This window comes from Enterococcus avium ATCC 14025, assembly GCF_000406965.1.
GTDB classification, from domain to species: domain Bacteria; phylum Bacillota; class Bacilli; order Lactobacillales; family Enterococcaceae; genus Enterococcus_A; species Enterococcus_A avium.
Window position 1 is genome coordinate 54516 of record NZ_KE136362.1, and the last position, 13583, is coordinate 68098.

Below are 13583 nucleotides of genomic sequence, written 5' to 3' on the forward strand. Positions count from 1 at the left end.
CAAAAAAACTTGTTACTACGACTTTTTTTGTGGAATAAGGAAAAGATAGCCTTTAAAAGTGTAGACAAATTCAGAGCCTCAACTTTTTGAGCCGGATTTTTGCTTTTTTGTGAAAGCGTATTCTAATATGAAAGGATAGGAGAGGTGGAGAATATGGTAAAACAATTTGAAAAACAGTTTATTGGCGGAGAATGGAAGCTAGGAAATGATGTAGAACATGTGAATGAGGATAAAAATCCTTATACCCAAGAGACACTCCTGAAAATCCAAGGCGCGAATACAGCAGATGTTGACGAAGCTTATCAAGCGGCTCGAAAGGCTCAAAAAGAATGGATGGATAAAACACCTCAGGAACGAAGTGAGATCGTGAAGAAGGCTGTTGGGATAATGAAAGAAAGACAAACAGAGATTATCGAATGGCTAATTAAAGAAGGTGGAGCCACCAAAATAAAGGCAGGACTCGAGGTCCGTTTAGCAAAAGGAATTACTGAAGAAGCTGCCAGCTTTCCAATGCGGACAGAAGGGAGAGTTTTGCCGACAAATACGCCAGCAGAAGAAAGCTTTGTGATCCATCGACCTGTGGGAGTAATCGGAATTATTAGTCCGTGGAATTTTCCTTTTCATTTAACAATGCGTTCTTTAGCGCCTGCTATAGCAGCAGGAAACGGTGTGGTGATTAAACCAGCGAGTGATAGTCCGGTAACTGGAGGTCTATTGCCGGCAAGCATTTTTGAAGAAGCAGGTGTTCCTAAAGGATTGGTCAATGTGACTGTCGGCAGCGGCAGTGAGATTGGAGATTATTTTGTTGCCCACCCTATACCAGGATTCATTTCCTTTACAGGCTCTACTCCCGTAGGAAAAAATATCGCCAGTCAAGCGATGAGTGGTAAAAAGATTAAGCAAGTGGCTTTAGAATTAGGTGGGAATTCTCCTTTTATTGTACTCGATGATGCAGATATTGAAGAGGCAGCTCATGCTTTGATCGTCAGCAAATTTATGCATTCAGGACAAATCTGTATGGCAGCTAATCGTGCAATAGTGGTTGAAGCGGTATTTGATACATTTGTCCATAAAGTAGAGGAACGTGTAAAAGAGTTAGTTTCGGGCGATCCTACTGACGAAAAGACGGTGATCGGACCAATCATTAATCAAAAACAGACAGATCAAATTCAAGAAATCATTCAACAAGCGAAGGAGTCTGGAGCAAAATTTTTAGTTGAAGGCACGGTTAAAGGACAACTCGTCGAGCCTTTCGTTATAGTTTCTGAAGATCCTGATTTAGAAATTTTTCATCGAGAAATCTTTGGACCGGTACTTCCGATTCTGAAAGTGAAGGACACAGAAGCAGCAATCGAAGCGGCCAACGATACAGAATATGGTCTATCAAGTGCCTTATTCACTAAAGATTTAGCTAAAGGACGCGCTCTGGCAAATAGAATCGAAGCTGGAATGTGTCATATTAATGGTTTGACTGTCGATGATCAGCCGAATGCACCGTTCGGCGGCGAGAAAAACTCGGGTATCGGACGCTTTAACGGTGAATGGGTATTAGAAGAATTTACTAGAGTTCAATGGGTAACGACAAATTCAGGAAAAGGGCAGTATCCATTTTAAATTTTGAAATTAGCGCAAATAATTCTTATAAGTAGAGCTGCTACAAAAAGTACTGAAGTGAAAATTGTTCATTTCAGTACTTTTTTGTATGAGCTTAAGGAATAGCTCTTGTATTTATTAACGAAACCAGAAAAGTCTAGCTTACATAAAAAACAGACAATTAATGAGACTCTTGTTAAAATGAATGAAGAATAAGAGTACCAAGTTGCATAATAGGTGATCAAAAACAGGAATGCTGACATGCTTTTTTACCGTTATTTAGGTATTTCTAGTTTTTGTTCATTTTTTTTTGCGAAAAAAATTATTTGTAAGCACCAAGTTGCATAAAGAACACTGAATTATTTGGGAACAAAGAAGATGGAAATGTAAGCGTTTTTCGTCTAAATTGAAGATGTGAAGAGGGATGAGAATGAATTTAGAAGAACGAACAAATCAGATTTTTGTTGAATTAGTCAATAATCCGCAAATCACCAGTAAAGCGTTATGTGAGAAATTCGATTTGACGCGAGGGCAATTGAATTATGCGTTGAAAAAGATTAATGATTCTTTAATAGATGAGAAATTAAGTGAGATCAAACGAACGAAAAATGGGCACTTTCTGATTGCAAATGAGATTCTTTCAAACTATAAGGGGGGTGATGAGCAATTCGGAGAATCAACAGAAAGCTATGTATTTTCCGGTAAGGAACGGGTGGGCATAATCGAATTGATGTTACTAAGCAAGGAAGAGTATCTATCCTTAAACCATTTCATTGAGGATCTAAAGGTTAGTCGAAATACAGTGCTAAGGGATTTGAAGGAAGTGGATCACGCACTTTGGCAACATGAACTGGCTTTGAAGTATACCAGACAAAAGGGGTATTTTATCCAAGGCGACGAGTGGAATAAGCGAAATCTTCTGTCTGATTTATTGAATAATCTCGCGGTGATGTATAACGGAATCAATGTGATTATTCAATTTGCGAATATCGATCCACAACAGATCGAAATTTTTCGCAAACGAGTGGAGTTGGTAGAAGAGGAATTGGATGTTCAATTTACCGATGAACGATTAAAAACGTTGCCGCTATTAATCATTTTGATGATTCGCCGAGCGCAAAAGGGTAAATTGATTTCTTATAGCTTTAAGGTCAATTATCGCGAGCTTGCTGACACGAAGGAGTATCTTGCAGCGGATCGAGTTATTTGGGATGTAGACGGCTTAAGTGAGAATGAACGTGTGTATGTAACGATGCTACTGTTGACGACGAATCTTTCGCGAGGCGATATCTTATCGGTTAAAGCGATCAATAAGATGAAAGAGGCGCTTGAGAAGGTCATTGCGAATTTTGAACGTATCGCGGGTGTCAATCTTGAGGAAAAAGAAAAGTTATTAGAGCGCTTGCTCGTTCATATGCGGCCAGCTTATTACCGAATCAAATACCACTTGAATTTGCAGACGCGTTTTTATCAAGAGAATAAGGATGCCAACCTTTTTTCATTATTTTACTTAGTCAAGGAAGCTAGTGGTCCTTTGGAAACGTACTTTGAACAGCCGGTTCCTGATGCCGAATTATTTTTTATTTCGTTGTTTATCGGCAGCCACATCGTTGAGAGCACGGAAATTATTCACCCCGAAAATCGTAAACGAGCGGTCATCGTTTGTCCTAACGGTATCTCAATTGCTGTTTTATTGGAGAACACCTTAAAAAATTTGCTTCCGGAAATTGACTTTGTGAGATCGATGTCGGCACGGGAATTTTATCGAACAGAGGTTGATGCGGATTTCATTTTTTCGGCGGTTCCGCTGAAAACAGAAAAGAAAGTCTTTGTCGTAAATAATTTTTTATCTGAACAAGAAAAACGTCAATTAAGAGAACGTGTTTTGCGATCAACGGCGATTATTCAGACAGAAGTTGTAACGCCAGAAAAAATTTTGGCAGTAGTAAAAAAGCATGCCGATGTTGTGGATGAGACAAGCTTGTACGAAGAATTGTTAAGTTTGTTCGCACCGAAAGAATCCAAGATTCTTGAAAAGAAGCGACCGCATTTGATTGATCTTTTAAAGGGCGAAACGATTCAAATTTTTGAGGAAACGACCAGCTGGACCGAAGTTTTAGAAGCTTTAGCGCGACCGCTGGAACGTCAGCATGTGATCACGCCAGAGTACGTGAAAGCTTTGAAAAAAGAGATGCCGATCCTGCCGGCCTATACCGTTTTACGTCATAAGATCGCTTTGCCTCATACCGTAACAGAAGCGGGAGCAATCGGAGTTGGAATCAGTCTAGGCTTAGTGAAAAAAGGGATTCTTTCAGAGGACGGCAGACGAATTCATACCGTTATTCTGCTGGGGTCCAACGATAAAGAGGAACACTTGGATTTGATTTTTGAAATGATGAGTTTGGCTGGTGCAAATGAATTGGCACAGTTAGAAAAAGCAAAAACGAAGGATGAGATTCGGAAAGCGTTGCTGCGTTTTAACGAAGAGTATTGGAGGATAAATTGATGACAGAAACGACACTAAGTTCTTATGTGAAAGAACCGTTAGTTTTCGCGCAAGAGAACTTTACGTCACAGGAAGAATTATTTGAGCAAGTGTATCAGAAATCTTTAGACCTAGGTTGGGTCCGAGAGGATTTTCTGGAACGGATCGTGAAGCGGGAAAAAGAGTTTCCTACCGGGATTCAATTAATGAATTTTGGCGCGGCGATCCCCCATACTGATGCCGAATGTGTGCGGGAAGAATTTGTCGCAGTGATTACGATGCAGGAGCCGGTGACTTTTTACAGTATGGAAGATAACACCCAGCAGGTCAAAGCCCAGATCATCTTTGTTTTAGGGTTAAATCAACCCCACGCACAGTTAGAAATGCTGCAATCGTTGATGGGGCTTTTACAAAATGAAACGGTTTTATCAGAATTATTGTTAGCAACCACTGAAAATGAATTAGTGACAACTATTAAAAAAAATCAGCTATGAAAAAGGAAGCTCGTTCTACCTTTTGCAAATAGGACAGAACAAAAAATAAAAAAACATTAAAAGGAGAAAATCATTATGAAAACAATTCGTGTATTAGTAGCATGTGGAGCAGGAATCGCAACCTCAACGGTAGTTATGAAAAAAGTCGAGGACTTATTTGCCAGAAATGATCTGCCAGTGGAAATCACACAGATTAAGATTGCTGAAGCAGCTGGGAAACAGGATGAAGCAGATATGTTGATCTCAACCACGATGCTTCCAACTCAATACAAGATTCCAGCAATTTCAGCCATGGCCTTCTTAACTGGGATTGGAACGGAAAAAGTTGAGAATCAAATCATCGAAGCAGCAAAGGGTATTCAATAATTTTTTACATTCAGGTAGGTCAACTCCGCGCTTTGCGGATTTGATGTGCGTGAAGAGGAGTCAGGTTTATTTTTAACATTAAAAATAAATAGATCAAAACAAATTAGGAGGAATGTATTAAATGGATGGTTTAATGAATGTGGTGCAAAGTATTTTAGGCGCCGGCGCAAGTGTGATGCTGCCCATCATCATCTTTATTGTTGGGATTATTTTTAGGGTTCCAATAAAAAAAGCAATTATTTCCGGAATTACTGTAGGTATCGGGATGATCGGGATAAACTTGGTTATTAATGTATTGACCACAAACGTTGGTCCAGCGGCACAAGCGATGGTTGAACGGTTTGGCTTGAACCTGACGATCATTGATGCAGGCTGGCCAGCAGTCTCAGCCGGGACATGGGCGCAACCAATCGCGGCTGTGATGATTCCAGTAATCTTGATCGTGAATTTAATTATGTTGGCGTTAAATCGGACCAAGACACTAAACATTGACATCTGGAACTACTGGCATGTTAGTTCTGTGGCAGCAACTGGTTATATTGTAACAAAAAGTTTTTTCTTTGGCATCCTGTGCGGAATTCTGTTTACGATCATTATTCAAATTATCGCTGATAAGACTGCGCCGAAGGTACAAGAATATTATGGGTTAGAAGGTATCAGTATTACGACTGGTTCAGCACAAGGTTATGCGGTTTTAGCATTGCCGATCGGCTGGCTAGTCGATAAGATTCCTGGTATCAATAAATTAGATGTAAAACCTGAAACGATCCAAAAGCGTTTTGGTATTTTTGGCGAACCAATGATCATGGGCATCATCATCGGGATGTTCCTTGGTTTGTTAGGCGGCTACGATTTCATTGGTATCCTACAAATTGGAATGAACATGGGTGGTGTAATGTTCTTAATGCCACGGATGGTAAAAATCCTGATGGAAGGGTTAATTCCTATTCAAGAGGGAGCACAAAAACTATTGCAAAGCCGCTATGGCGATCGCGAAATTTATCTAGGAATGGATGCCGCCTTAGCGACTGGCTCACCGGCTGCACTATCTACAGGTCTTTTGATGGTTCCAATCACATTATTCTTAGCAGTTATTCTGCCAGGAAACCGCGTGCTGCCTTTCGGAGATTTAGCAACAATTCCATTTTTCGCAGCGTTAGTTGTGCCTAGTCGTAAAGGAAATATCTTACATTCAGTGATTTCATTGACAGTCGTGATGGCTGTTGCCTTGTTAATGGCGACCAATTTTGCGCCAGTGATTACTGAAATGGCGCAAGGGATCGTGAAGTTCCCAGAAGGCGCTGCTGAAATTACGAACTTGGATACAGGCGGAAATTTCTTAAAATGGATCTTCTTGAAATTCTCAGAATTAGTTGCCACAGTGATGTAGGAGGTTTTTGTAAATGAGTAAAACAATGAAGGGTGTTTCCAAGCAGGCACCCGGTTATGACCAAATGGCATTTATCGATTTACCTGTACCAGAAGCAACAGATGACAAGGTCTTGATTAAAGTCGCTTATACAGGTATTTGCGGATCAGATATCCATACGTTTAAAGGTGAATACAAAAATCCCACCACCCCCGTCGTCCTAGGGCATGAATTTTCTGGGCAGGTGGTTGAAGTCGGAGCCAATGTAACAAAAGTTAAAGTGGGCGATCGGGTAACCAGTGAGACGACCTTTTATGTCTGCGGCGAATGCGATTATTGCAAGGAAAAGCAGTATAATTTGTGTCCCCATCGAAAAGGAATCGGCACGCAGCAAAATGGCTCCATGGCGAACTATGTGTTGGCTCGAGAAGAAAGCATTCATTTACTGCCGGATCATTTAAGCTATGAAGGTGCGGCGATGAGCGAACCATTAGCGTGCTGTGTCCACGCGATGTATCAAAAGAGTCACTTGGAATTAAAAGACACGATCATTATCATGGGCCCTGGACCAATCGGACTGTATCTTTTGCAGATTGCCAAGGAAATTGGAGCCTTCGTCATTATGACGGGGATCACAAAAGATGCTCATCGCTTAGCATTAGCAAAAAAACTAGGTGCGGATGTGATCGTGGATACGATGAAGGAAGATCTAGCGAAAGTCGTCAATGAGATCACGGATAGCTATGGCGTGGATAAGGTGTACGATGCCTCAGGAGCAGTTCCTGCTGTTAATGCTAGTTTGCCATTGATTCGCAAGCAGGGGCAATTTATTCAAGTAGGCTTGTTCGCTAATAAAATGGTGGATTTAGACACTGAATCGATCATTCAACGAGAGATCGAATACATCGGCAGTCGTTCACAAAATCCTTATGACTGGCCGATTGCGATCCACTTATTAGCAAAAGGTGCGATCAATATCGATGAGATGATTACGAAAAAATATCCATTGACTAAATGGCGGGAAGCCTTTGATAAAGTGATGGAAGGCAACGAAATCAAGGTAATGATCGAATCCAATCCAGAAGAGTTTTAATTTGAATCAAGGAAGCTGTACCAGAATTTTTGGTGCAGCTTTTTTGTGAGTTTGTTTTATAGGAGGATTTTTTTGATACTATTTTCATGAGAACAGTGTAATAAATAATCATTAGCAAGAAATTGTAAAAGAATATTGTGTATCGAGATATTCCAATCATTGTTATTTTAAAGTGAATTCACAAAGAAAACGTTTACTATTCATCCTGTTCAAGCTAGACTATAGGAAAAAATGTAAGCAGGAGGGCACTAGATGGATCTTGATAATCGAAGCGTCCAGATATTGCAGGCAGTCGCTTCTACGGTGAAAATTTCTTCCAAAGAAATCATGGAAAAATATGATCTGACTCGCAATCAATTAGACTATGCTATAAAAAAAATCAATGATTATCTTGAAGAAAATAATTATCGTAAAATCATTCGCTCACGTAATGGTAGTTTTATCGTTGATACGAAAGTGGTCGATGTTTTCTCTGGAATTATGAATAGTGAAAGTCAGCTGCAAGCAGATGAAAACAGTTTTTTGGATGAGGATCATCGTTTGCTAGTTATTTTATTGTTAATTTTTTCTGCAGATTATCTATCGCTGTATCACTTTTCAGAAAGCTTAGAGGTTAGTAAAAACACGATCGTATCGGATATCAAGAAACTCAAAAAGCAACTAAAAAAACATAAGTTAACGATCGATTATTCCAGAAAAGGCGGATACTATTTTCGTGGGGATGAAGAAGCGGTTCGTGGCTTGATTCTTGTAGTGACAGATCAAGTGATGGATTCTATTTATAATCGCCTTATTTTTGAGAAGTATTTGGCCATCCAAGCGACAGAAATCGAAGAACAGCGAAAAATGCTGCGCATGGTGGAAGATGAGCTGCAAGTTCAGTATACAGATAATCGGATTCAAACAGCGCCGTACTTTTTGGTATTGCTAGATCGCCGAGTTAAGAATGGTCATATCATTGAGCAACGTTTTGGCTTGTTGGCAAAGGAAATTATGGATACCAACGAATATGCGGCAATTGTCAAAGTGTTGGCGGGGCAAGGAATGCTGCCGAAGTCCTATACGGAGCACCTTTATCTGTGTCTGTACATTCTTTCGTTGAAAATAACCGATCTAAGCAATATTTTTTCCCTAAATAAAGAAGATCTCAGAAAGCATATTGAACTGTTTATTGCGATGCTGGAGAGAAATACGATTATTCAGCTGAATGATAAAGAACAGCTGATTGAAAACTTAGCATTGCATCTAACACCAGCATACTATCGCATTCGCTATGGGTTAACTTCTGACTATACACTGACGGATATTGTTAAAAATCAGTTGGACCCTTTATTTTTTATTGTGAAATCATCGGTAGCGCCCTTAGAGGAATTTTTTGAAGAGCGGATTCCGAATGATGAAATTTATCTGATCACCATGTTCATTGGAGCATACATGCCAAAAGAAAAGCCGATCAATCTTGAGCGTACGATTGTCAAAGCAGCAGTGGTTTGCCCCAATGGTATCATTAGTTCAAAACTTTTGGAAAAGACGTTAGACAATTGGTTCCCCATGATTCATTTTGTCAGTTCTTTTTCGATTCGTGAATTCTATGAAAAAGAAAAGCAATTGGATGTTCAATTAATATTTTCTACAAATCCGTTAACAACTGAATTCCCTGTGATCGTTGTAGGAAATGACCTATCTGCAATGAACAAAACCTTGATCGTCAATGAAGTGATCCAGCTGATCTATAAAATTGATAGTTACAAGCTGCAGCCGGATCATATTTTATCGATCGTCAAAAAACATCTGTCAATGGATGATGAGATTGAAGGGAAGATTCGTAAAGAATTAATGATCTCTTATAATTCTATTTTTCAGATTCAGGATCAAGAGATTTTGACCAATGAAACAAAGTTAAATTTGAGCGATCTGATCACAAAGGAGAGTATCATCATTTTACCAGATGAGTTGGATTGGTTAGATATTCTTCAAGCAGCGACGCAAAATTTGATTGATCGTAAGATTGTTGAACCAAGCTATTTATCTCATCTTGAGGAGCAATTTCCTGAGGTTACCCCCAGTATTGTGTTGGGGAATCAAATCGTCATCCCTCATACTATTCCGGAACATGGAGCGCGTGAGCTGGGGATGTGCTTGGCTAAAGTTTCAAAAGGATTTAGCAGTCAAGGTCAGACATATCGATATGTTGTTGTGATTTCAGCGATTGATAAAAAATTGCATATTCAGCCTATGATGCAGCTGCTTAAAATCGCTAGTGATCCTAGAGCGATTGAGCGTTTGGATCAGGCGCAGAACAAGGAATCGCTTCTAGCGATTATCCAAGCATTCAAAAAGTAATAAAACGATTTCCCATTCATTTCACGAATGGGATTTTTGCATTATCTGTCTATTTCCGCAATTATTACAGAAGGAGAAACGCTTGTGAAATCAACGTTTTCAGCAAGTCATACAAATATTCAGGAATAGGTTCAGTAAAAAATGAGTTCAAAAGAAATTTAAAAGAAAGCGTTTCCGTGTTATCTTTTGGGTAAGCAAGAAGCAAAACAACAGAAGTAGGAGGGATCGAGTGATCAAACGTGAGTTACTTTTTAGCAAAATGAAGCCGCAAGATTATGAAGAGATGATTACGTTCTTAGGGAAAAAAATGGAAGAATTAGGCTATGTCAAATCAACCTATGTTCCCGCGGTATTAGAAAGAGAGAAGGGCTTTCCGACTGGATTGCAGATGGGGGATTATGGGATTGCGATTCCTCACACGGATCGTGAACACGTGTATCAATCCGCTTTAGCAATCGCGACCCTAGCAGAACCCATCGAGGTTTGTTCAATGATTAATCCAGAAGAAAAGGTTCGTGTATCGTTAGTAATCTTAATGGCCGTAGAGGACCCAGATGGACAGGTGAAAATGCTCAGCAAATTGATGGGACTTTTTCAAGATGTCGAAATGTTGAAGCGGTTGGAGCGAGCGTCATCTGTAGAAGAAATGTATAGTATTGTGGAAAAAATGGAGTTAGAAATCGCATAAAGAAAAAAGGAGGAAGCAGTAATGAAAAGATACAATGTATTGTCGGTTTGTGGATCAGGAACAGTGACATCTTCAATGGTGGCGGAAAAATTAAGAGAAACGTTGGAGGAAAAAGGCTATATCGTTGATACGACAGAAGCGAATCCTAATGAAGCATTGTCGTTAGCGAAGACTGGTAAATTTGATTTTATTACCTATACGAGTCCGCTACCTGATGGTGATTATGGTATTCCCGTAGTGAACGCAATTGGCTTTTTAACTGGATTTGGCGAAGATGAGTTTTTGGAAGAAGTAGATGAGGTCTTGTTAGCATTAGAAAAATAAGCTTTTGAGAAAAGGTTGTATTTGGTTTCTTGCGAAGATAATTTGTTTTGCCAGTATTTGGCAGAACTAAAATAAATACATTAAAACGAAAAAGGATGCTAGTTCCCCTTTGCGCTTTAGCACATTAGAGGAATAGTATACGGCTTGAGAATCAGACTTATTTTTCAGGAAGAAAAATAAATACATTAAAACGAAAAAGGATGCTAGTTCCTCTTGGTGCTTTAGCATATTAGAGGAATAGTATACGGCTTGAGAATCAGACTTATTTTTCAGAAAGAAAAATAAATACATTAAAACGAAAAAGGAGTAATGAGATGTTAGAAACTTTAAAGAGCGTTTTTGATACGTTTGGATCGGCTGTTTTTGTTCCGGTAATGATTTTTGTTGTTGCCAAAGTATTAAAAGTGAAGACTCAAAAGGCATTTTTATCTGGTTTATATGCAGGCGTAGGTTTGATGGGTTTCACCTTGATTTTGAATTCCTACACTCCGATTATTTCTAAAGTTGTACAACAGATGGTCGATCAAACCGGAATCAATTTGCCAGCATTTGACGTAGGCTGGCAGGCGACGGCGTTAGTTGCCTATTCGACAGAAGCGGGCATGATTTACTTAGTGATTGCCTTAGTGTTACAAACCGTTCTTTTCTTAGTCAAATGGACGAATGTGTTCCAGCCTTCTGATTTGTGGAATAACTATTCTTACATGGTTTGGGGCTCGATGGTATATTTGGCTACGAAAAACATAATTTTAGCCGTTGTCCTGATGTGCTTGTTGAATATGTACAGTCTGTTATTGTCAGAAATGTTAGCCAGAAGATGGTCCAGCTATTATCATTATCCCAATTGTACGATCATCGCGATGCATAATATTGAGCCGGGAATTTTTGCCTTAATAATGGACCCGATTTGGAATATGCTTGGTCTGCATAAAGTTCGTTTAAATCCTCAAGGGTTGCAGAAGAAGCTGGGCTTTTTAGGAGAACCGATCTCATTAGGATTATTCTTAGGTCTGTTTTTAGGAATTTTAGGAAATATCAGCAACTTAGCGGAATTATCGGCGTGGGGACAAATCACAGAAGTAGCGATCGCAACAAGTGCGGTAATGGCAATCTTTCCGAAAGTGGCGGGAATCTTCTCACAAGCCTTCAATCCGATTTCACAAGCAGCTAGTAAAAACGTTCGTGGCAATAATGAAGGCCGAGAATGGTATCTAGGAGTAAATGATGCGACTGGCTACGGTGAACCTGCTACGCTGATCTCAGGAATTCTTTTAATTCCGATCATGGTGTTCATCGCAATGATCTTACCTGGAAATCAAACATTACCAGTCGTTGACTTGTTAGCGATTCCATACATGGTTCAGGCGCTAGTCTGCTTATCGAATGGAAATATTGCGAAGACATTGTTAAATGGTGTGATCTGGTTCAGCTTAGGATTATATATGTGTTCATACACTGCGCCAATGTTTACTGAAATAGCACAAACTGTAGGGGTTACTTTGCCGGCTGGCGCATTGATGGTTACCAGCTTTAATATCTTAGGAAAACCGATTTTTGGGCTGATCTTCCTGGCCTTTTTAAGTCAGAATCCATTGTGGATTGGTTTAACGATTGTCGCTTATTTTGTTGTTTACTTCTTATTCCGTAAAAATAAAGAAGCTTTTTATGGCTATGTTGAACGAGCTGCAGCGAAAAATAGTGGTGAGATCCCTGAAGGCAAAACAAAGGTAGCTTAATAGAGAAGGATGAAAGAAATCATGACAAAAAAGATGAAAGCAAGTGTGCTGATAAAACCTGGTGTGTTGGAAGTTCAAGAAGTGGATGTTCCCGATATTGGTGAAGATGAAGTATTAGTTAAAGTCGCTTACGCGGGGATCTGTGGCTCAGATGTGCCCCGCGCAAACTTAGAAGATGGTGCAAGAATGTATCCGCTCATTTTAGGACATGAGTTTAGCGGTACTGTAGATCGGGTAGGATCACAGGTCACTAAAGTTCAAGTCGGAGATAAGATCGCAGTTGCACCACTGATCCCAGACCCAAATTCTGAATATACAAAAGAAGGGTCTTACGGTCTCAGTGATAATTATAACATAATCGGTACCGGCAGTAATGGGGCCTTTGCAGAATACGTGAAAGTTCCAGAAGAGCATTGTGTGGTAATGCCGGAGGATTTGGATTTGTTGTCAGCAGCTGGGGTAGAGCCGGCAACGATTAGCTGGCATGCGATGCAGCGATCGAACATGAAGGTTGGCGACACTGTAGCGGTGCTTGGTTGCGGACCGATTGGTCAATTTGCCATCCAGATCGCAAAAATATTTGGCGCGAAAAAAGTGATTGCAGTCGACATTTTTGATGAGAAATTGGCTTTAGCAAAGAATTTGGGCGCGGATGTAACAATCAACAGCAAAGAGCAAGATTTAGAAGCTGCAATCAAGGCAGAAACAGGTTTAGGGGTCCATGTCGTAATTGAGACTGCGGGTAGTAAATTCACTCAGAAGCAGGCACTTTTGATTACACGTAAGCACGGAACGGTCGTATTAGTAGGAATCTCTCACCAAGATCTGCCATTATCAGAGCACGAAGCAGAACGAATCATGCGGGCAGAGTTAACCATTACCGGTTCATGGAATTCCTATACGGCACCTTATCCTGGCCGCGCGTGGGAGGCGACATTAGAAGAAATGTCTAAACGTCGAATCAAGTTCAAGGAAATGGTGAGTAATGAAATTACCTTAAACGATTTGCCAGAGGTGCTGCCTAAGATGTTCAAACGCGAGCTTGCCTATAACAAAATCGTTGTTGCTGTCAATCCAGAGTAAGAGAGGGCC

At 40.0% G+C, this 13583-nt stretch carries 11 protein-coding genes; all 11 read left to right on the plus strand.

The window, feature by feature from the left end; translation table 11 throughout:
• Positions 1–153 precede the first annotated feature (153 nt).
• A complete protein-coding gene (locus OMU_RS07340) occupies positions 154–1614 on the plus strand; it encodes an aldehyde dehydrogenase family protein (protein WP_016179308.1) in 1461 nt (486 codons plus the stop codon).
• A gap of 409 nt (positions 1615–2023) precedes the next feature.
• Positions 2024–4099, plus strand: coding sequence for a BglG family transcription antiterminator (locus OMU_RS07345; protein WP_016179309.1), 2076 nt, complete (start codon positions 2024–2026; stop codon positions 4097–4099).
• Positions 4099–4572 carry a PTS sugar transporter subunit IIA gene (locus tag OMU_RS07350; RefSeq protein ID WP_016179310.1) on the plus strand — a complete coding sequence of 158 codons (474 nt, stop codon included), beginning with the start codon at positions 4099–4101 and terminating at the stop codon, positions 4570–4572. Before OMU_RS07345 ends, OMU_RS07350 begins: the two co-directional genes overlap by 1 nt.
• Before the next feature lie 75 nt (positions 4573–4647).
• On the plus strand, positions 4648–4938 hold the full coding sequence (locus tag OMU_RS07355) for a PTS sugar transporter subunit IIB (RefSeq protein ID WP_016179311.1): 291 nt from the start codon (positions 4648–4650) through the stop codon (positions 4936–4938).
• A 121-nt stretch (positions 4939–5059) separates the two neighbouring features.
• Positions 5060–6328, plus strand: coding sequence for a PTS galactitol transporter subunit IIC (locus OMU_RS07360; protein ID WP_016179312.1), 1269 nt, complete (start codon positions 5060–5062; stop codon positions 6326–6328).
• Positions 6329–6341: 13 nt separating this feature from the next.
• A complete protein-coding gene (locus OMU_RS07365; protein WP_016179313.1) occupies positions 6342–7400 on the plus strand; it encodes a zinc-binding dehydrogenase in 1059 nt (352 codons plus the stop codon).
• A gap of 252 nt (positions 7401–7652) precedes the next feature.
• The gene (locus OMU_RS07370) at positions 7653–9743 is read left to right on the plus strand and encodes a BglG family transcription antiterminator (protein ID WP_016179314.1); all 2091 of its coding nucleotides are present in this window, start codon (positions 7653–7655) and stop codon (positions 9741–9743) included.
• A 229-nt stretch (positions 9744–9972) separates the two neighbouring features.
• A complete protein-coding gene (locus tag OMU_RS07375; protein WP_016179315.1) occupies positions 9973–10431 on the plus strand; it encodes a PTS sugar transporter subunit IIA in 459 nt (152 codons plus the stop codon).
• A 21-nt stretch (positions 10432–10452) separates the two neighbouring features.
• Positions 10453–10755, plus strand: a complete 303-nt coding sequence (locus OMU_RS07380; RefSeq protein ID WP_016179316.1) for a PTS sugar transporter subunit IIB — start codon at positions 10453–10455, stop codon at positions 10753–10755.
• A 314-nt stretch (positions 10756–11069) separates the two neighbouring features.
• The gene (locus OMU_RS07385) at positions 11070–12491 is read left to right on the plus strand and encodes a PTS galactitol transporter subunit IIC (protein WP_016179317.1); all 1422 of its coding nucleotides are present in this window, start codon (positions 11070–11072) and stop codon (positions 12489–12491) included.
• A gap of 21 nt (positions 12492–12512) precedes the next feature.
• Entirely contained in the window at positions 12513–13574 is a 1062-nt protein-coding gene (locus tag OMU_RS07390; RefSeq protein WP_016179318.1) for a galactitol-1-phosphate 5-dehydrogenase, read from the plus strand.
• Positions 13575–13583 lie beyond the last annotated feature (9 nt).

Bases quoted from the DNA above. Each gene is read 5' to 3' on its own strand.
- OMU_RS07340 (WP_016179308.1), top strand. From the start codon at position 154: ATGGTAAAACAATTTGAAAAACAGTTTATTGGCGGAGAATGGAAGCTA.
- OMU_RS07345 (WP_016179309.1), top strand. From the start codon at position 2,024: ATGAATTTAGAAGAACGAACAAATCAGATTTTTGTTGAATTAGTCAAT.
- OMU_RS07350 (WP_016179310.1), top strand. From the start codon at position 4,099: ATGACAGAAACGACACTAAGTTCTTATGTGAAAGAACCGTTAGTTTTC.
- OMU_RS07355 (WP_016179311.1), top strand. From the start codon at position 4,648: ATGAAAACAATTCGTGTATTAGTAGCATGTGGAGCAGGAATCGCAACC.
- OMU_RS07360 (WP_016179312.1), top strand. From the start codon at position 5,060: ATGGATGGTTTAATGAATGTGGTGCAAAGTATTTTAGGCGCCGGCGCA.
- OMU_RS07365 (WP_016179313.1), top strand. From the start codon at position 6,342: ATGAGTAAAACAATGAAGGGTGTTTCCAAGCAGGCACCCGGTTATGAC.
- OMU_RS07370 (WP_016179314.1), top strand. From the start codon at position 7,653: ATGGATCTTGATAATCGAAGCGTCCAGATATTGCAGGCAGTCGCTTCT.
- OMU_RS07380 (WP_016179316.1), top strand. From the start codon at position 10,453: ATGAAAAGATACAATGTATTGTCGGTTTGTGGATCAGGAACAGTGACA.
- OMU_RS07385 (WP_016179317.1), top strand. From the start codon at position 11,070: ATGTTAGAAACTTTAAAGAGCGTTTTTGATACGTTTGGATCGGCTGTT.
- OMU_RS07390 (WP_016179318.1), top strand. From the start codon at position 12,513: ATGACAAAAAAGATGAAAGCAAGTGTGCTGATAAAACCTGGTGTGTTG.